A 16,559-nucleotide genomic window follows, 5' to 3' on the forward strand; every position below is an offset into this window, starting at 1 on the left:
TCACTTCACTTGTCGGTTGCGGTGTACGAGGAGCTTACCCCGTTCGACCCGTCCTGACCGGCGGAGATCGATCCTGTCGCGACGTGCGTCACGTCGGCCCTCGTGCGCACGCCTCACGTCGTCGCGATCGGCGAACAGCGACGAGGGAGGACGGGGCGGCAGGTCGTCCGTCACTCCTGGACTCAGTGTCTCGAGTTTCGCGGTGACCTCGGACAGCTGTCCGAGGAGCACCTTCCCCTTGCGCCAGTAGGAGAGGGCGAAGAGGACCAGCATCGCCAGAGCGCCCAGCGCGAGGCCGAGCCAGATCAGGATCCACGACCACCAGGTCACGACGGCTCCCCCTCGTTCGCGGCGAGCGCGGAGGCCGCCCAGTGCGCGACCGCGGTGCGCGCCTCGGGGGGTGCCACCACGGTGACGAGACCCGCCAACGACGCCACCAGGCGCGTCAGTCCCTCCAGATGGGCGACGCGGAGACGGACGAGGACACCGTGGTCCTGCTCCCCCGGCACGGGACCGGGGAACTCGGCGTCGGCCGCGTAGTCGCCCAGCAGCACGACGGCGCTGGGAGCGACGCGCAGGTCCACGACGAGATCGGAGGCGGAGGCCTCGAAGAGCCGTTCCGAGAGGGTCACCTCGTTGCGGCGCCGGACGATCGGCGTCCCCGTGTCGCGGAGGGAGCGCATCCTGTCGACCCGGAACGTCCTGACGCCCTCGCGGAGGTGGTCCCATCCGCGCAGGTACCAGTCCCGGTCGACCGATTCGAGCACGAAGGGGTCGACGAGCCGGGACTCGGTCTCGCCGCGGGCGCTGCGGTAGTCGAAAGCGACCTGCGTCGCCGAGCCCATCGCTGTCCGCAGGAGCGCCACAGCGCTGTCCGCGCCCGTGCCGCGCGAGACCGCCACCGCGCTCGGGGCCGAGGAGGCGCCGCGCGCGAGCTTCCCCATCAGCGAGGCGATCCGGTCGTTGCCCTGGTTCTCGGGCAGGGCTGCGAGGTACTGCATGCCGGCGATGAGGGCGGCGGCCTCGCGCGCCGAGAACCTCGGCGAGTCGTCGATCGCGACCTGGTGGGTGAGGACGACGTGGTCGTTCTCCTCGAAGTCGTCCCAGCCGATGTCGAAGAGATCGTTCGCCTGGTACTGCGCGGTCTCGCCGGGGATGCCCGAGACGGCGATGAGGCGCACCGCGCGCCGCACCTCCTCCTCCGGGATCTCGAAGTGCGCGGCGACCTCGGCGACGGAGACGCGGCCCCGGTCGAGCAGGTAGGGAACCAGGGAGAGGAGGACGGCCAGGCGGTCGCGCGCCTGCAGGGAGCGGGGTCTAGCCACGGGGATCCCCTCCATGGTCGTCGAGGGTGCGGCGGAGGCGGTCGAGGACGCGGCGGCGGAGCTCCTCCGGCTCGAGCACCCGCACCTCGGGACCGTGACCGGCGAGCTCGTCCGCGAGCACGTCCGAGTCGGTGTAGTGCAGGCGCAGCAGGCCCTGGCCCTGGCCCTCGGCCTCGGCACGCCCGCCGAGACGGAGGGCGGCGTCGGAGTCGGGGGCGACGCGCAGGAGCGCGCTGTTGCGCTGCAGGATCTCGTCGAGCTGGGCGAGAGCGGTCGCCGCGTGGTCCCCCGCCGCGGGAGGCGCGGTGCGGCCGGTGGACGCGACCGGCCCGACGATCCGCGACAGGAGGAAGGTCCGCGTGCCCTCGGCGCCCTCGTCCCAGCCGTGGAGGTGCCAGCGCCCCTGGTGGTTCACCAGGGCGCGGGGCTGCACGGTGCGCACGCGCGGCTCATCGCCGCCGGGCTTCAGATAGGGGAAGCGGACGACCTGGCCGCGGTCGAGCGCGGCGTTGAGCGGCTCGAACGAAGCCTCGCGGACCCGGATCGAGGGGCTGATGCCGATGACGGGGTCGACGGACTCGACCCCGATCGAGCGCAGCTTGATCAGCGCGCGCCGCGACTCCGCCGAGAGCGTCCCCTCGCGCCAGACCGCCCCGGCCAGGCGGAGCAGCGCGAGCTCCTCCGGATCGAAGGTCAGGTCGGCCGGGAGGTCGTAGCTGCGCTTCGCGATGCGGTACCGGACGGTCTGGGTGTTTCCCGGGTCGCCCGGGGCGTCGACTGTCTCGATCGGGATGCCCAGCTCGCGCAGGTCGTCCTTGTCGCGCTCGAACTGGCGCTCGAGCGAGGTCCGGTCGCCCCGGCCGACCCGCTGCCGGTAGCCCTGCACCGTGGAGAGGACGTCGGCCTTCGTCAGTCCGTTCTCGGCCGCGACGAGCGCGAGCACGAGGTTGAACAGACGCTCCTCGGCCGGGACGCGGCTCGAGGACGGGGCGTCGGAAGGCACGCCCTCCAGTCTAGGGCCGGGCCCGGTCAGACCTTTCCGAGGATGTCGGCGACGAAGATCAGCGTCGCGCCGCCGGGGATCCCGCCCTGGGGGGAGCCCTGGTCGCCGTAGCCCTGGTCGGGCGGGATGACCGCGATGACCTGGGATCCGACGGGCTGGCCGATGAGGGCGTCGGCGAATCCGGCGATGACTCCGCCCTGGGTGGTCGAGCCGTCGGCGGCCGTGAAGACGGCGGGAGCGCCCTTCTCCCAGCTGGAGTCGAACACCTTCCCGTCGCTCCACTGCCAGCCGGTGTAGGCCACGACGACCTGGTCGCCCTCGGCGACGACGTCGCCGTCGCCCTTCTTGAGCTGGGCGATGCGGAGGTCGGACGGCGCGTCGCCCGAGGGCTTCGCGAGCCCCGGGCGTCCGTCGTCGCCGAGCGTCACCGTCGGGAAGCCGTCGGGCGCGGGCTGGACGGCGCCGTTCGCGCGGGCCAGCGAGGCCTCGCGGACGTCCGCGACGAGCACGAGCGTGTCGTCCTCCGAGATGCCGAGCTGCGACGAGGACTGGCCGAAGCCGTCCTCGGGGGCGATCGCGATGGCGACGCGCGAGCCGACCTGCGTGCAGAGGAGGCCCTCGTTCAGGCCGACGAGCCCGGCTCCGCCGACGCCGAAGCGGGCGGTGCTCGACCCGTCGTAGGGCGAGGTCTCGAGGACCGTGCCGTCCGCTCCGTTGACCAGGGTGTAGTCGATGGTGACGAGCTGGCCCTTCTCGAGCGGTGCGCCCGAGCCCTCGATGAGGGTGCTGACCTGCGTGCCGTCCGCCTTCAGCGGCGTCGGGACGCTGACGTCCGGCTTCGCTCCGAAGTCGCCCGTGGCGCTGACCGCCGCCGAGGAGTCGCCGGAGGAGAACGGAGCGTCGCAGTCCGCCTGCGAGGAGGACGCGGTGCATCCGGTGAGAGCGGCGACGATGCCGATGCCGGCGATGAGCGCGGTGGTCCTGCGCACGGGTCCTCGATTCGAGAGAAGGGGAGCGGTGACGCCCGAGGTGGAGACGGCCCGGAGGCCGGGAACAGCTTAGAGGATGCCCTCGTCGTCGGGCTCCGCGGTCTCCTCGCCGAACCCGCGGGCCCGGGAGAGCTCGGCGCTGGTGGCGGACTCGCGGACCCGCTTGCGGAGGCTCTTGGGGCTCACGGCGCGCTCGCCGAGCGCGCCGGGGGTCCAGGCCTCCACGTCCTCGTCGCTGAAGTCCGTCTTCGACGGGCGACGCTTGAGCTCGGGGAGCACGGTGTCCGGAGCGAGCCGGCGAGCGGTGATGAGGAAGCCGGTGTGGCCGATCATCCGGTGGTCCGGCCGGACCGCGAGGCCCTCGACGTGCCAGCCGCGGACCATGGTCTCGTTCGACGACGGGTTCGTGAACAGGCCCGAGGCGCGGATCGCCTCCGCCGTCCGCGAGAGCTGCGTGACGGTGGCCACGTAGCAGAGGAGCACTCCGCCGGGCGTGAGAGCGTCGGCGGCGACGTCGAGGCACTCCCAGGGCGCGAGCATGTCGAGCACGACGCGGTCGGCCTCGCCGGACGGGACCGTGCCGGGCAGCGCCTCGACGAGGTCGCCGACGGTGACGCTCCAGTTGTCGGGCGTGTAGCCGAGGAAGGTCTCGACGTTCGCCCGTGCGACAGCCGCGAACTCCTCGCGCCGCTCGAACGACGACAGCCGGCCGGTCGGACCGACCGCCCGCAGCAGCCAGAGCGAGAGCGCGCCGGAGCCGACACCGGCCTCGACCACGCGGGCGCCGGGGAAGACGTCGGCGAGGGCGAGGATCTGGGCCGCGTCCTTCGGGTACACGATCGCCGCGCCGCGGGGCATCGACATCACGAAGTCGGCGAGGAGGGGTCGCAGCGCGAGGTGCTCGACGCCGACGGTGTTGGTCACCACCGAGCCGTCGGGCAGCCCGATCACCGTGTCGTGCTCGATGCCGCCCCGGTGCGTGTGGAACACCTTGCCGGGAACGAGCGTGATGGTGTTCATCCGCCCCTTGGGTCCCGTCAGCTGGACGCGGTCCCCCGCGCGGAAGGGTCCGGAATGCTGCAGTGCCTCACCGGTCATCGGCGGGCCTCCGTCTCGGTCGTGGCCGGGCCGGAGCCGCGGTGCTCGGAGGACACCGTCGCAAGGTCCGCGACGGTGCGGCCCGCGAGGGTGGGCCAGAGGGCGTAGGGGGCGGCGGGGTCGAGCTCCAGCTGGTGCGGGACGCCGATCGCCGCGGCTCCGGAGGCGACGGCCGCGCCCAGGCCCGTGAGGGAGTCCTCGATCGCGACGCAGGCGGCGATGTCGACACCGAGGGTGCTCGCGGCGAGGAGGTACGCCTCGGGGTGGGGCTTGCTGCGCTCGACCATGTCGCCGCTGACGACGGCGGCGAAGGCGGGGAACGGGATCCGGTCCACGACGGCCGCGGCCATCCGCGAGATCGACATCGTGACCAGCGCCTGCGGCACTCCCGCCTCGGACACCGCGCGCAGCAGCTCGAGCGCGCCCGGTCGCCACGGGATGCTCACGGCCAGCTGGTCGACGACCTCGTCGGTCATCCGGTCGATGATCGCGTCGACGGAGAGGTCGACACCCTTGCCCTGCAGGATGCGGGCGGCGGCGGGCAGGCCCGAGCCGACGAGTCCCATCGCGTCCTCATGGGTCCACACTCCGCCGAAGGAGGAGACGAGCGCGTGCTCCGACGCCATCCAGTACGGCTCGGTGTCGACGAGGGTCCCGTCCATGTCCCAGAGGACGGCGGCGGGGGCGGACGCTCCTCCGAGCGGCTCGGAGGACAGCGGCCGGGCGGAGGTCTCGGGAGTCACGAGCGACCATGGTACCGGCAGGGCCGCGCCCTTCCCCGGCCGCGGGCCGAGAGCGAACAGCGCGGCCGATCCCGCCGGACGGGACGGGCGGGGCCGGGGGCGGTCCTATCCTGGACGGAGGGACAGGCGCGGTGTGCGCTCCCCGCACATCGAGCCGAACGCGGAGATCCTGCCTATGAACGTGATCACGGGGAACGTCCTGGTCGTGGCCTTCGAGGGCTGGAACGACGCCGGGGACGCCGCCAGCGGCGCGCTGCGGCTGGTCAAGGACGCCGGGGAGTACGTGCCCCTCTTCGCCGTCGACGCCGAGCAGTACTACGACTTCCAGTACACCCGCCCCATGCTCTCGATCGGCGAGGACGGCCGCCGCAGCCTCGCCTGGCCCGGCACCCAGATCTTCGGCCCGGCCGACACCTCGGTCGACGCCGAGAGCGCGCTGTACCTCATGATCGGCACCGAGCCCTCGCGCAGCTGGAAGAGCTTCGCCGCCGAGGTCGTCGACGCCATGCTCGCGATCGACATCTCCGCCGTCGTCTTCCTCGGCGCGATGCTCGCCGACGTCCCGCACACCCGGCCGATCTCGATCTTCGCCTCGAGCGAGAACGCGGAGCTGCGGAGCTCGTTCGAGCTCGAGCGCTCCAGCTACGAGGGGCCGGTCGGCATCCTCAGCGTGATCGGCGAGGCCGCGCAGAAGGTCGGCATCCCCGCCGTCTCGATCTGGGCCTCCGTCCCGCACTACGTGCACAACGCGCCCTCGCCCAAGGCGATGCTGGCGCTGCTCGAGAAGCTCGAGGAGGTCGTCGGCCTGGCGATCCCCCGCGGCGACCTCGTCGAGGAGGCGGAGGAGTGGGAGCGCGGCATCGACGCCCTCGCCGCCGAGGACGAGGAGATGGCGTCGTACATCGCCCAGCTCGAGCAGGCGCGCGACACCGTCGACTCGCCGGAGGCGAGCGGCGAGGCGATCGCCCAGGAGTTCGAGCGCTACCTGCGCCGCCGCGGCGACGGCCGCTCCGGCGAGGAGCCCTGGCGGCCGTAGCCTCCGCCGGCGCCCGCTCGTCCGAGACGGTCGTCGATCACGGGACCGCTCCGGCCGATGACCCTCCCGGCCGCCCTGACGGGACTCGAGCCGTTCGGGACCCGAGCCGTCCGGGACTCGAGGCTTACGGGACTCGAGCCTGACGGGGTTCAGGCCGGGCGCACCCCGAGCAGGGCGTCGACCGCGTCGCGCAGGAGCGACGGGTCGTCCACGCCCTCGGTCAGTGCGGCGTCGACGACGGCGAGGGCGGCCGGAGTGCCGAGGTCGTCGGCCAGCGCCTCGCGCAGCTGCGCCAGCACCTCGAGCGCCGAGCGCGGTCCGACGGCGGCGAGGGCCGACTCCCAGCGCGCCAGGCGCGCCTCAGCCGACGGCAGGTCCTCAGGCAGCCACTCCCAGTCGGAGCGGTAGTGGTGCGCGAGGAGCGCGAGGCGGATCGCCCGCGGGTCCGCGCCCTCGCTCCGCAGACGGGAGACCAGCACCAGGTTCCCGAGCGACTTGCTCATCTTCTCGCCCTGGTAGGCGACCATCCCGGCGTGCGCGTAGGCGCGGGCCAGAGGACGGCCGGACAGCGAAGCGGCGTGGCCGGCGCTGAACTCGTGGTGCGGGAAGACCAGGTCGCTGCCGCCGCCCTGCAGGGTGAACTCGGGTCCGAGCCGATCGAGGGCGATCACCGAGCACTCGATGTGCCAGCCCGGACGGCCGCGGCCGACCTCGGCGTCCCAGGCGGGCTCGCCGGCGCGCTCGGCCCGCCAGAGCAGCGGATCGAGGGGGTCGCGCTTGCCGGCGCGCTCCGGGTCGCCCCCGCGCAGCGCCGAGAAGCGGGCCATCGACTCCGCGTCGAGCCGGCTCTCGCTGCCCAGGTGCCAGACGGCGCTCTCGGCCGCGGCGATGTCGTAGTAGAGGTCGCTCGCGCCCTCCTCCGCCGCGTCCGGAGCAGCGACGCGGTAGGCGACGCCGTCGCGCTCCAGGCGGGCGACCGCCTCCGCGATGGGATCCACGGTCTCGGTGACTCCGACGTAGTGCTGCGGAGGCAGGACGCGCAGGGCGGCCATGTCGCCGCGGAACAGCTCGACCTGCTCCTCGGCGAGGTCGCGCCAATCGACGCCGGTGGCCGTCGCACGCTCGAGCAGCGGGTCGTCGACGTCGGTCACGTTCTGGGCGTACTCGACCGTGTAGCCCGCGTCGAGCCAGACGCGCTGGACCGTGTCGAAGGCGAGGTAGGTCGACGCGTGCCCGAGGTGGGTGGCGTCGTAGGGCGTGATGCCGCAGACGTAGAGGCTCGCGACTCCGCTGGGCGCGTCGAGCTCGACGGGGCCCGCGGTCGCCGTGTCGTGCAGGCGCGGTGCGCTCCCCCGGCCGGGCAGGGCGGGGACGTCGGCGGCGGTCCAGGCGCGCATCTAGGCGGCGATCAGGCCGGTGGCGAGCGCGACCATCAGGACGACGCCGAGCACGATGCGGTACACGACGAACGGGAGGAAGCTGCGGCGGGAGATGTAGCTCATGAAGAACGCGATCACGACGAAGCCGACCACGAACGCGACGATGGTCGCCACGAGGGTCTCGAGCCCGCCGACCTGGACCTGGTTCGGGAGCACGACCGGGTCGCTGATGCTCTTGTACAGCTGGTAGAGACCGCTGCCGAACACCGCGGGGATCGCGAGGAGGAAGGAGTAGCGCGCCGCCGCCTTGCGCTCGTAGCCGAGGAAGAGGCCGGCGGTGATGGTGCCTCCCGAGCGCGAGACGCCGGGGATCAGGGCGAGCGCCTGCGCACCTCCGAAGATCAGGCCGTCGCGGACGCCCAGGTCGCGCAGGCGGCGCTTCTTCGCGCCGACCGCGTCGGCGATGCCGAGCAGGATGCCGAAGAGGATGAGGGTGGTGGCCACCACCCACAGGGAGCGGAGGGTCGTCTCGATCGCGTCCTGGAAGACGAGGCCGAGGACGATGATCGGAAGGCTGCCCAGGATGATGAGCCAGCCCATGCGGGCGTCCGGGTCCGAGCGCGGGATCCGGCCGACGAGGGAGCGGGCCCAGTGCGACACGATCCGCACGATGTCGCGCCAGAAGTAGATGATGACGGCGGTCTCGGTGCCCAGCTGCGTGATCGCGGTGAACGCGGCTCCGGTGTCGCGGCCGCCGAGACCGGGCAGCAGCTCGCTGACGATCCGGAGGTGGGCGCTGGAGGAGATGGGGAGGAATTCGGTCAGACCCTGGACGAGTCCCAGGATCAGCGCGTCGAGCAGGCCCATGCGTCACTTTCGAGGAGGGCTGGGGCGTCGTCGGCCAGCAGTCGGTCGGGATCGGTCGGTGCTGACCCGGTCCGCGGCGCCGTCAGGAGCTCAGCAGGAGATCGGTCAGGACCTTCCTGCCAAACACTAGTGCGTCCAGTGGAACGCGCTCGTCGACCCCGTGGAACAGCGCCGGGAAGTCCAGGGACGACGGCAGCTGGAGCGGCGCGAACCCGTATCCGGTGATGCCGAGCGTCGAGAGCGCCTTGTTGTCGGTGCCTCCGGAGAGCAGGTACGGAAGGACCTCGGCGCCCGGATCGAACCGGCGGATCGAGGCGGCCATGCTCTCGACGAGGGGGCCGGCGAAGGGCACCTCGAGTCCGATGTCGCGGTGCTGGACGAGGATCTCGACGTGCTCGCCCGCGAGGACCTTCAGCCGCTCGAGCACCGAATCCTCCTCGCCGGGGAGGACGCGCACGTCGATGGTGGCCTCCGCGGTGTCCGGGATGACGTTGGCCTTGTAGCCTGCCGACAGCATCGACGGATTGGCGGTGGTGCGCAGCGTCGCGGCGATGAAGCGCGAGGCGGTGCCGGTGGCGAGTGCCAGCTCCTCCGGAGTGCTGCGCTTGGGGTCGTGGCCGAGCAGGCGGGCGACCTCGTCGAGCAGCTCGCGCGTGGTGTCGGTGAGGCGCGTGGGCCACTCCTCGCTGCCGATGCGGGCGATCGCCTGCGCCAGCCGGGTGACGGCGTTCTCGGAGTTGATCTGCGAGCCGTGCCCCGCCATGCCGTGCGCGCGGAGGGTCAGCCACATCAGCGCCTTCTCGCCCGTCTGCACGAGGTAGGCGCGCTTGCCGGCCAGCTCGATCGAGTAGCCGCCGACCTCGCTGATCGCCTCGGTCGCTCCGGCGAACAGCTCGGGCCGCTCACGGGCCAGGAATCCCGATCCCCGCACGCCGCCCGCCTCCTCGTCGGCGAAGAAGGCGATGACGAGGTCGCGGGAGGGGCGCCGCCCCTCCCGGAGGATGTCGCCGAGCGAGGCGAGGATCATCGCGTCCATGTTCTTCATGTCGACCGCGCCGCGACCCCAGAGCATGCCGTCCTTGATCTCGCCGCCGAACGGGTCGACGCTCCAGTTGTCGGCGATGGCGGGCACCACGTCGAGGTGCCCGTGGACGACGAGGGCGCCGCGCTCGCGGTCCTCCCCCGCGACCCGCGCCACGACGCTCGTGCGTCCCGGGTCGGAGTCGATCAGCTCCGGCTCGAGGCCGAGGTCGCGCAGCTTCGCCGCGACGTACTCCGCGGCCGGGCGCTCCGGCTCCGCCTTCCCGTCGCCGTAGTTGCTGGTGTCGAAGCGGATGAGATCGCGCGCGATGAGCGCCGTCTCGTCGAGGGTGCTGTCGGTCACGGGCGCGCTGTCGATGCTGTCGGACATGCGGGCAACGGTACCGGCGCGGGCTCGGCGACGCGCGGAGGCCGGTGGGCCGCGAGGTGGCGTGAGAGGCTCCGGAACCGTGCTAATGTCTTCTTCGGCCGCGGAAACGCAGGTCGAAGGAAACACTCGTCCGGGTGGCGGAAATGGCAGACGCGCTAGCTTGAGGTGCTAGTGCCCGTATAGGGCGTGGGGGTTCAAGTCCCCCCTCGGACACACTGATCGGAACCCCTCGTCTCTCCTCGGAGAGGCGGGGGGTTCCGTCGTTTCCGGCACCTCCCTCCTCGTATCGGTGGGAGGGATGCGGCGGGCGGAGAGAGCAGACGCCCCGCTCTTTCCCGAAGAGGCGGGGCGTCTCCTGCAGTAAACGGGCGCTCCTGCAGTAAACGGGCGCTCCTGCACCGCACGGGCGCTCCTGCACCGCAGGGCCCTCCGGCACAGACCGTGCCTCGGCGTCAGACGCCTGCTGTCGCCGGCGACCAGCCGAGAGCCGGAGCGATCGATTCCACGACAGTGCGCAGGAGCCGCGCGTTGTACTCGACCCCGAGCTGGTTGGGAACGGTGAGCAGCAGCGTGTCCGCCTCCTGCACGGCGGCGTCCGCAGCGAGCTCGGCGGCGACGGCGTCCGGCTCGCCCGTGTAGCTGCGGCCGAATCGGGCGCGGACGCCCTCGAGGGTGGCGACCTGGTCCTGCTCGCCGCGGCCGCCGAAGTACAGCCGGTCGAGATCGGTCGTGATCGGAAGAACGCTGCGCGACACGGAGACGCGCGGGGTGCGCTCCCAGCCCGCCTCGCTCCACGCGGCGCGGTACTCGCGGATCTGGCGGGCCTGCAGCTCGTCGAAGGGCACGCCCTCCTCCTCCAGGAGCAGGGTCGACGACTGCAGGTTCATGCCCTGCTCGGCCGCCCAGCGCGCGGTCGCGAAGCTGCCGGCACCCCACCAGATCCGGTCCTCGAGGCCGGGCGAGCGCGGCTCGATCGAGAGCGGGAGCGACTGGCGCGTCATCGCAGGATCGGACTGCGCGACCGGCGCCCCGGCGAGCGCCTCCCGGAGGATCCGCACCTTCTGCCGGGCGAGGTCGGCGTCGGTCATCCCCTCCGGGGGGACGAAGCCGAACGCCTCGGACCCGCGCAGGGCCGTCTCGGGCGATCCCCGGCTGACCCCGAGCTCGAGCCGGCCGTCGGAGATCAGGTCGGTGGCGGCCGCCTCCTCCGCCATGTAGAGCGGGTTCTCGTAGCGCATGTCGATGACCCCGGTGCCGATCTCGATGCGGCGGGTGCGCGCGGCGATCGCCGCCAGCAGCGGGAACGGCGAGGCGAGCTGCGGCGCGAAGTGGTGCACGCGGACGTAGGCGCCGTCGATGCCGATCTCCTCCGCCGCCTCCGCGAGCTCGATCGTCTGGAGGAGGACGTCGCGAGCAGAGCGGGTCTGAGACCCGGGGACGGACTGGTAGTGGCCGAAGGAGAGGAAGCCGATGCGCGAGACCATGCCTGCCTCAGCGCCCGGGGGTCCCCCGCTATTCCCGGAGGGTGTGCACGACGGTCGCCGAACCGCGACAGCGCTCCCGAGGAGTCCTCAATACACGTATGGTGGTCGCGTGCCCGCTGATCGGGGCGGAGAGGGGTCGTCGTGGAGCCGATGGTCGGTCGCCTCGGGGCCACTCTCGGGGTCGCCATGCAGACGATCAGCGGGTCGCAGGTGCAGGCAGGCGCTCTCCGTCCGCAGCGGAACCGGTCGCCCGGTCGCGTCTTCGCGTCAGTGCGCCTCGAAGTCGGCGGAGACCGAGGCGGTGACCTCGATGTCCTCCGGCTTGAGGGCCAACGGCTCCTCAGGAGAGGAGAACGCCTTGGCGCGGCTCATCATCGCCGAGCCGCCCTCGATGCGCGTGTGCGGCCGCAGTCCCGGCTCGAAGAGGGTCAGCACCCGCACCTCGGTCAGGCCGAGGGCCGCAGCATAGGCCTCGGCCCGCTCGCGCGCGTCGCGGACGGCAGCGGTGCGGACCTCGCGCTCGATGCCCGCACGTCGTGCCGCCGTCACGTCCCAGTCGACCCCCGAGATCTGGATCCCCGGCACCTCCGAGATCGAGCCGACCCAGCGCCCGAGAGCCGCGAAGTCCCGGTACTTCACCCGGACCCCGGCGGCCGCGACATGGAACAGCTGCGTGACGTCCGAGTCCTTGATGTACCGGCGGATCGAGGAGACCGAGATCTGATCGGAGGACCACCAGGTGGCGGCGCCGGACGCCTGCTCGGCGGCCGCCTCCTCACGGACCCGCGCGTGCAGGGCGGTGACCTCGGCGAGCGCCTGGGGCCGGGATCGCGACTCGCGCCGGATCTCGAGGCGGACGGTGCCCCGCTCGGCGGGGTGGAAGTGCTGGGCGAGACCGGCGACGGTGATGGTGACCATGGCCCCATCGTGCCGTACGCACCCCGTCAGCTCCGAGCGGCGAGCATCTCCCGGATGCGGTCGGCGAGGGCCCGCTCCGTCGTCAGGTTGCTGACCAGCTGGGCTCGGTGCCCCCCGCAGGCGCCTGGGAGGGGAGCTCCGCTGCTCGGGTCGACCCGGCTCAGCAGTGCCCGCTCCCCCTGGGCGATCGAGGCCTCGAGCAGGGCGAGCCGCCGCTCGAGCCTCTCGGTCTCGAAGCTCTCGGGCGTGATGTCGGACTCGCGGAAGTGGCCGGCTGTGGAAGTGGGGACGCTCATCGATGATCCGTTCCGTCGGGGGCGCCCAGGAGCGGCGCCATCACCAGGAAGACACCGGAGAACGGCGATCATGACGCGAAGGCGCGAAATGCACTGAGACGTGGCGCGCCACCGGCGGTCAGGAGCGGAAGACGGCCAGGTTCTCGTTCTCCACGATGGCGAGGGTGCGGACGAGGCGGGTGTAGCGCTCGACGAGCTCGCCCTCCCCCGCGCCCTGTCCCAGCAGGGCCGAGATGCTCTCGGCAGGGAAGAGGGAGACGATCTCCATCGCGACGGCTCGCGCGTGCTCGGAGGAGAGAGTGCGCGCGTACTCCAGAGCGCGGGTCAGCTGCGGCCTCTCCTCTCCCTCCGGACTCGCCGACGGCGCCGTCGTGGCGGCATGCCCGAGGACCGCCACGAAGACGCGAGCGATCTCGTCGACCCGGAGTGCGCGGACCAGGGTCAGCAGACGCGAGGAGACGCGGGAGACGCCGCGCGCGAGGAGCTCTCCGCTGAGGGCGCGCACCTCGATCACGTCGCCGCCGCCGAACTCGCCGGAGACGCGCTTGATGCCCGAGGCGAACAGGCTCGAGCCGGCTCCGATGCTCCGCTCGGCCTCGAGGTTGATCTCGACGCGGCCGCGGCCGGTGGCCACTCCGGAGATCCAGCGCTGCTCCACGGGCGGATGCGCGTGCACGGCGCGGACGAGGGTGCCCGGGCCCGGCCCTCCCAGGGCGCACAGGATGACCTCGGGGGTGCGCGCCCCGGCGATCCTGGTCGAGACGCCGTTGTGCGCGGCGAGCTCGGCGGCCCGCAGCTTGGAGCGGATGCCCCCTCGGCCGGTACCGCCCTTCTGCACGCCGATGCGGCGCAGCTCCGAGATGCCCAGCTCCTCGAGGTGCACGCCCTCGGCGATGCTGCCGGCGAAGACGCCGGGGACGTCGGTGAGCAGCAGCAGCAGGTCCGCGCCGAGGAGCATCGCCAGTCCGCCGGCGACGCCGTCGTTGTCCGAGCCGGCGGAGTCGATCGTGTCGTTGCCGTTGACCACGGGCACGACTCCGGCGTCGAGGGCGTGGCGGATCGCCTCGGCGACGTGCGCCATCTGCCGGGGAGAGGCGAGGTCGGACTCGCCGATGAGGATCTGCGCGACCAGGGCGCCCGAGAGCTCGGCCACCGAGCGGTAGAAGCCCATCAGGACGGTCTGGCCCACCGCTGCCGCCAGGCGGGCGCTGATCGGCTCCTCCTGCGAGCGGGCGAAGAGCGCCCGGCCCGAGGAGACGGCGCCGGAGGAGACCAGCACGACGTCCCAGCCCAGCGCGCGGGCGGCGAAGGCGCTCTCGAGCGCGCTGGCCAGGAGAACGGGATCCGGACCCGACTGCTTGGTGACCGAGCTGGACCCCATCTTGACCACGAGGGTCCTTCTGCGCGGCGCGGCCGGGGCGGTGGCGTCGGAGTCGGCGGGGTCGAGCAGGGCGTCGGACATGGCTCCCATGGTAGAGGCGCGGCAGGAGGCCCTCCCTCGCCGAGACCCGGTGGAGAACGCCCCCGGACGGGGATGTCGGAGGCGGATGCGAGACTGCCCGGGACGTCTGGAACCTCCTCCTCAGTGCGCCTCGCCGGGCGGTCGCGGAAGGGTCCGAGCGGCTCGCCGGTGGATGTCGGTGGCAATTGACATACTCGAACACATGTTCGAACATGGGCAGATGAGCCCCCCTTCACCCCTCGTCTCCGCGGAGACGGCCGAGGCCGCAGAGCCCCTTCTGCGGCAGCTCGCGTCGGTGAAGGAGCTGCAGTCCCGCATCCGGGACATGCAGGCGACCACTCTCGAGACCAGGAGCCTCGCCACCCTGCCGGCCTTCTCCTCCGTGCTCCCGGGCGGCTCGCTCAAGCAGGGTGCCGCCTACTCGGTGGAGGGCTCGATGAGTCTGGCGATGGGGCTGCTCGCCGGCCCGTCCGCCGAGGGCTCGTGGTGCGGCGTGGTGGGCGTCCCGGAGTTCGGGGCCGAGGCCGCGGCCGGCATGGGGATCGACCTCGAGCGCCTGGTGCTCGTGCCCGCACCGGCCGAGCACTGGCTCACCGTCACCGCCGCTCTGGTCGATGTGCTGACCGTCGTGCTCACCCGTCCGCCCGCCTCCGTCTCCTCGGCCGACGTCTCGCGTCTGGGAGCACGACTGCGCCAGCGGGGTGCCGCGCTCGTGGTCCTCGGCGAGTGGCCCCAGGCCGAGGCGCGGCTCAGCATCCGCAGCAGCCGCTGGGAGGGGCTCGGCGACGGCCACGGCTACCTGCGCTCCCGGGAGGCGATGGTCGATGTGGTCGGCCGGGCCGGCACCCGGGTGCGCACGGTGCGGATGAGCATGCCCGGCGTCGAGAGCGCCTTCGGCTCCCGGGTCGAGCACGACCGCCTGCACGAGCGGGTGGTCTGAGATGGCGAGCGCACCCGAGCTGCGGCGGACGATCCTCGTCTGGTGCCCCGACTGGCCCCTCCTCGCGGCCGCCGCCGACGCCGGCCTCGGCGACGAGCACCCCCTGGCCCTCACGGAGAAGAGCCTGGTCTTCGCCTCCTCCCCCGCTGCCCGGGCGGAGGGGGTCCGGCGGGGCATGCGCGTGCGCGAGGCGCAGTCCCGTTGCACCGGTCTCGCCGTCCTCCCGTACGACCCGGTGCTCGACCACCGGGCGTTCGAGCCGCTCATCCAGGCGCTCGAGGAGATCACCCCGGGCGTCCAGCTGATCCGGCCCGGTCTGTGCGCGATCCGCGCCCGCGGTCCGCGCCGCTACTACGGGAGCGAGCAGAGCGCGGCCGAGGCGATCCTGCAGCGGCTGGCCGAGCTGGGTCTCCCCGACGCCCGCATCGGGATCGCCGACGGGCTCTTCGCCTCCGAGCTCGCCGCGAAGCACTCCGGCCGCCCTGTCGCCGTCGTGCCCCCAGGAGCAGCGGCAGGCTTCCTCGCTCCTCTCCCGCTCGACGCCCTCGAGACCGAGTCCGTCGCAGCCCCTGCCCGTGCTCCCCGCCGGGGGGACGACCTGGTGGCGCTCCTGCGCAGACTCGGCGTCCGCACCCTCGGCGCCTTCGCCGCCCTCCCTCGCGAGGACGTCGCCGCCCGGTTCGGACCGGAGGGCGCCCACGCGCACCTCCTCGCCGCCGGTGCGGAGTCGGAGACGGTGGTGCCCCGGCTCCCGCCGGAGCGCCTCGACCGGGCGATGGAGTTCGAGCCCCCTCTGGACCGCATCGACCAGGCCGCCTTCGCCTTCCGCGTCCCCGCGGAGGAGTTCGTCGCCGGGCTCACCCGCGCACAGCTGGTCGCGACCGCCATCCGCATCGAGGTCGTCAGCGAGCGCGGTGAGGTCTCCTCCCGGAGCTGGCTGCACCCGAGATGGTTCACCCCGGGCGACGTGCTCGACCGGGTCCGCTGGCAGCTGCAGGGCAGCGGGGAGATCGACACCGGTCTCGGAGCGCCGATCTCGCGGCTGTGCGTCGAGCCCGAGGCGGTCGACGCGATCGGCAACCACGAGCAGGGTCTCTGGGGCACCGCTCCGGAGGAGCGCGTCCACCACGGGCTGAGCCGTGTGCAGAGCATGCTCGGGCACGAGGCCGTGATGACCGCGTCGATCGGAGGGGGTCGATCCCTCCGCGACCGCCAGCACCTGATCCCCTGGGGCGACCGGGAGCCGGGCGACGCACGGCCGAGGACCCTGCCCTGGCCCGGCTCCCTGCCGCCGCCCCTCCCGCCGACGGTCTTCGCGGAGCCCGCGGCCGTGCTGGTCCGCGGACCGAGGGGCGAACCCGTCGCCGTCGACGAGCGCGGCGCCCTCAGCTCCGTGCCCGCCTACTTCACCCCCGGGACCTCTCAGGCACGCTTGGAGCCCCTCGCCGGATGGGCGGGTCCCTGGCCGATCGACGAGCGCTGGTGGGATCCGAGCACCGCCGTCCGCTACGACCGCTTCCAGGTGGTCGACGCCGCCGGTGTCGCCTGGCTGCTGCTCTGCCTCGACGGGGTCTGGGCAGCAGAGGCCCGCTACGACTGAACCGGAGC

Annotated in this window: 16 protein-coding genes and 1 tRNA gene; 4 read left to right on the forward strand and 13 right to left on the reverse strand. The window is 72.8% G+C overall.

The features are described from left to right. From C5C10_RS05140 to C5C10_RS05165, 6 genes are all read right to left on the reverse strand, one after another. Positions 1–330, reverse strand: a complete 330-nt coding sequence (locus C5C10_RS05140; protein WP_104232604.1) for a hypothetical protein — start codon at positions 328–330, stop codon at positions 1–3. Beyond that, positions 327–1,325 carry a YafY family protein gene (locus tag C5C10_RS05145; protein ID WP_258060431.1) on the reverse strand — a complete coding sequence of 333 codons (999 nt, stop codon included), beginning with the start codon at positions 1,323–1,325 and terminating at the stop codon, positions 327–329. Before C5C10_RS05145 ends, C5C10_RS05140 begins: the two co-directional genes overlap by 4 nt. After that, entirely contained in the window at positions 1,318–2,328 is a 1,011-nt protein-coding gene (locus C5C10_RS05150) for a YafY family protein (protein ID WP_104328721.1), read from the reverse strand. The genes C5C10_RS05145 and C5C10_RS05150 overlap by 8 nt, the downstream gene beginning before the upstream one ends. Before the next feature lie 26 nt (positions 2,329–2,354). Continuing rightward, the gene (locus tag C5C10_RS05155; protein WP_104283653.1) at positions 2,355–3,317 is read right to left on the reverse strand and encodes an FKBP-type peptidyl-prolyl cis-trans isomerase; all 963 of its coding nucleotides are present in this window, start codon (positions 3,315–3,317) and stop codon (positions 2,355–2,357) included. A 69-nt stretch (positions 3,318–3,386) separates the two neighbouring features. Beyond that, the gene (locus C5C10_RS05160; RefSeq protein ID WP_104328722.1) at positions 3,387–4,415 is read right to left on the reverse strand and encodes a tRNA (adenine-N1)-methyltransferase; all 1,029 of its coding nucleotides are present in this window, start codon (positions 4,413–4,415) and stop codon (positions 3,387–3,389) included. Then, entirely contained in the window at positions 4,412–5,158 is a 747-nt protein-coding gene (locus C5C10_RS05165) for an HAD family phosphatase (RefSeq protein WP_258060432.1), read from the reverse strand. The genes C5C10_RS05160 and C5C10_RS05165 overlap by 4 nt, the downstream gene beginning before the upstream one ends. Positions 5,159–5,333: 175 nt before the next feature. Between C5C10_RS05165 and C5C10_RS05170 the strand changes: the two genes are divergently transcribed. Beyond that, positions 5,334–6,194 (forward strand): proteasome assembly chaperone family protein, encoded by an 861-nt coding sequence (locus C5C10_RS05170; RefSeq protein ID WP_104222142.1) that lies wholly within the window; start codon positions 5,334–5,336, stop codon positions 6,192–6,194. Between the two features lie 149 nt (positions 6,195–6,343). Here C5C10_RS05170 and mshC read toward each other — a convergent pair whose 3' ends face one another. The 3 genes from mshC to C5C10_RS05185 form a co-directional block, all read right to left on the reverse strand. Beyond that, the gene (gene mshC, locus C5C10_RS05175) at positions 6,344–7,591 is read right to left on the reverse strand and encodes a cysteine--1-D-myo-inosityl 2-amino-2-deoxy-alpha-D-glucopyranoside ligase (protein ID WP_104222010.1); all 1,248 of its coding nucleotides are present in this window, start codon (positions 7,589–7,591) and stop codon (positions 6,344–6,346) included. Next, positions 7,592–8,440: an undecaprenyl-diphosphate phosphatase gene (locus tag C5C10_RS05180; RefSeq protein ID WP_104222008.1), complete on the reverse strand. Its 849-nt coding sequence runs from the start codon at positions 8,438–8,440 to the stop codon at positions 7,592–7,594. It abuts the gene before it with no gap. A gap of 82 nt (positions 8,441–8,522) precedes the next feature. Continuing rightward, on the reverse strand, positions 8,523–9,851 hold the full coding sequence (locus C5C10_RS05185) for a M20/M25/M40 family metallo-hydrolase (protein ID WP_181073400.1): 1,329 nt from the start codon (positions 9,849–9,851) through the stop codon (positions 8,523–8,525). Positions 9,852–9,979: 128 nt separating this feature from the next. On the opposite strand from C5C10_RS05185, the gene C5C10_RS05190 reads away from it, so the two are divergent. Next, positions 9,980–10,064: transfer RNA gene (locus tag C5C10_RS05190), tRNA-Leu, on the forward strand. Positions 10,065–10,303: 239 nt separating this feature from the next. On the opposite strand, the gene C5C10_RS05195 is transcribed toward C5C10_RS05190, so the two are convergent. From C5C10_RS05195 to proB, 4 genes are all read right to left on the reverse strand, one after another. Next, the gene (locus C5C10_RS05195; protein ID WP_104283654.1) at positions 10,304–11,335 is read right to left on the reverse strand and encodes an LLM class flavin-dependent oxidoreductase; all 1,032 of its coding nucleotides are present in this window, start codon (positions 11,333–11,335) and stop codon (positions 10,304–10,306) included. 267 nt (positions 11,336–11,602) lie between these two features. Continuing rightward, the gene (locus C5C10_RS05200) at positions 11,603–12,253 is read right to left on the reverse strand and encodes an SIMPL domain-containing protein (protein WP_104225267.1); all 651 of its coding nucleotides are present in this window, start codon (positions 12,251–12,253) and stop codon (positions 11,603–11,605) included. A 26-nt stretch (positions 12,254–12,279) separates the two neighbouring features. After that, positions 12,280–12,549: a hypothetical protein gene (locus C5C10_RS05205; RefSeq protein ID WP_104250347.1), complete on the reverse strand. Its 270-nt coding sequence runs from the start codon at positions 12,547–12,549 to the stop codon at positions 12,280–12,282. A 118-nt stretch (positions 12,550–12,667) separates the two neighbouring features. Then, positions 12,668–14,011, reverse strand: a complete 1,344-nt coding sequence (proB, locus tag C5C10_RS05210) for a glutamate 5-kinase (RefSeq protein WP_181073401.1) — start codon at positions 14,009–14,011, stop codon at positions 12,668–12,670. 220 nt (positions 14,012–14,231) lie between these two features. Here proB and C5C10_RS05215 point away from each other — a divergent pair, with 220 nt between their 5' ends. Together C5C10_RS05215 and C5C10_RS05220 are read left to right on the forward strand one after the other, a co-directional pair. After that, a complete protein-coding gene (locus C5C10_RS05215) occupies positions 14,232–14,951 on the forward strand; it encodes a hypothetical protein (protein WP_104328724.1) in 720 nt (239 codons plus the stop codon). Between the two features lies 1 nt (position 14,952). After that, on the forward strand, positions 14,953–16,551 hold the full coding sequence (locus C5C10_RS05220) for a DNA polymerase Y family protein (RefSeq protein ID WP_104225271.1): 1,599 nt from the start codon (positions 14,953–14,955) through the stop codon (positions 16,549–16,551). Positions 16,552–16,559: the final 8 nt, after the last annotated feature.

It is taken from the genome of Rathayibacter sp. AY1A3 (assembly GCF_002930975.1).
GTDB lineage: Bacteria > Actinomycetota > Actinomycetes > Actinomycetales > Microbacteriaceae > Rathayibacter.

What these genes read in the sequence shown, in the direction of transcription:
- C5C10_RS05180 (WP_104222008.1), bottom strand. Translation starts at nt 8,440, where the DNA reads ATGGGCCTGCTCGACGCGCTGATCCTGGGACTCGTCCAGGGTCTGACC.
- C5C10_RS05220 (WP_104225271.1), top strand. Translation starts at nt 14,953, where the DNA reads ATGGCGAGCGCACCCGAGCTGCGGCGGACGATCCTCGTCTGGTGCCCC.
- C5C10_RS05215 (WP_104328724.1), top strand. Translation starts at nt 14,232, where the DNA reads ATGAGCCCCCCTTCACCCCTCGTCTCCGCGGAGACGGCCGAGGCCGCA.
- mshC (WP_104222010.1), bottom strand. Translation starts at nt 7,591, where the DNA reads ATGCGCGCCTGGACCGCCGCCGACGTCCCCGCCCTGCCCGGCCGGGGG.
- C5C10_RS05200 (WP_104225267.1), bottom strand. Translation starts at nt 12,253, where the DNA reads ATGGTCACCATCACCGTCGCCGGTCTCGCCCAGCACTTCCACCCCGCC.
- proB (WP_181073401.1), bottom strand. Translation starts at nt 14,011, where the DNA reads ATGTCCGACGCCCTGCTCGACCCCGCCGACTCCGACGCCACCGCCCCG.
- C5C10_RS05205 (WP_104250347.1), bottom strand. Translation starts at nt 12,549, where the DNA reads ATGAGCGTCCCCACTTCCACAGCCGGCCACTTCCGCGAGTCCGACATC.
- C5C10_RS05195 (WP_104283654.1), bottom strand. Translation starts at nt 11,335, where the DNA reads ATGGTCTCGCGCATCGGCTTCCTCTCCTTCGGCCACTACCAGTCCGTC.
- C5C10_RS05185 (WP_181073400.1), bottom strand. Translation starts at nt 9,851, where the DNA reads ATGTCCGACAGCATCGACAGCGCGCCCGTGACCGACAGCACCCTCGAC.
- C5C10_RS05160 (WP_104328722.1), bottom strand. Translation starts at nt 4,415, where the DNA reads ATGACCGGTGAGGCACTGCAGCATTCCGGACCCTTCCGCGCGGGGGAC.
- C5C10_RS05170 (WP_104222142.1), top strand. Translation starts at nt 5,334, where the DNA reads ATGAACGTGATCACGGGGAACGTCCTGGTCGTGGCCTTCGAGGGCTGG.